Genomic DNA, 1,189 nt, shown 5'->3' on the forward strand with positions numbered 1-1,189 from the left:
TTTAAGCTGGCAGTCGTGGAGCAGGTTGAAAAAGGCGAGATGACTTACCGCCAGGCTCAGGAACGCTACGGCATCCAGGGATGTTCCACCGTGCTCATGTGGTTACGTAAATACGGTCATCTGGACTGGCAGTCATCCCGGCAGCGCACCACCCGTGGAGGAAACATGACAAAATCTCTTCCCCTCACACCTGAACAACGAATCAAAGAACTTGAGCAGCAACTGGCTGAATCCGAAGTTAAAGCGCAGTTTTTTGAAGCTGTCGTGAAGGTGATGAACACCGAATTCGGTGCCACACTCACAAAGAAGCAGTTAGCGTCCTTATCGCGAAAGCACAGACACAATCCCTGAAGCTGACTGTCGTCAGGGTCTGCCGGTATTTAAAGATAAGCCGTCAGGCCTGGTATCAGGGATGCCGGCGTGAAATGCTCAGGTCTGAAAAGGCACACCGCATTACTGAGGAAGTCAGACTTATCAGGTTACAGCAGCCCCGACTGGGTACCCGGAAACTGCAGCATATTCTTAACGAGCGGGAAGATGCCGCATTGCATATCGGGCGGGACAGTCTGTTCGCTGTGCTGCGGGAAGCCCGGTTACTGGTTCATCCGGCAAGGGCTTATCATAAAACAACGAACAGCCGTCATCATTTTTACAGGCATCCGAATCTGCTGAAAGCGGGGCCGGAGCAGACGGTTATCTCCGGTCCGGAGCAGGTATGGGTTGCCGACATCACCTGGCTTCCGGTAAGGACAGGTATGGCCTACATCAGTCTGGTAACGGACGCTTTCTCACGAAAAATCGTGGGGTATCATGTTCATGAAAGTCTGCATACGGAACACGTTATTAAGGCGCTGCAAATGGCACTGAGGGAGCGGCAGGGAAAGGGCCGCCTGATCCACCACTCAGATCGCGGACTTCAGTACTGTTCGGCAATGTATCAGTCAGTGCATAAAAAACACGGTCTTGTCTGTTCAATGACGGACGGCTACGACTGCTATCAGAATGCGCTGGCAGAAAGGGTTAACGGCATACTGAAAAATGAATTACTGATTACGCGTCCGGCAGACGTGGTGCAGGCAGGCAGGATGGTCAGTGAGTCAGTCAGGATCTATAACAGCCAGCGTCCTCATCTGTCATTAAAATACAAAACGCCTGATGAGGTACATCAGGCGTTTTAAAAGATAAAAAA

General features: G+C 51.3%; 1 pseudogene. It reads left to right on the top strand.

What is annotated here, in order from left to right:
• A pseudogene (locus tag NR177_RS23715) lies at positions 1-1,178 on the top strand (IS3 family transposase); the annotation flags it as partial.
• Positions 1,179-1,189 lie beyond the last annotated feature (11 nt).

Source organism: Pantoea sp. Fr+CA_20, from assembly GCF_024520835.1.
GTDB classification, from domain to species: domain Bacteria; phylum Pseudomonadota; class Gammaproteobacteria; order Enterobacterales; family Enterobacteriaceae; genus Pantoea; species Pantoea allii.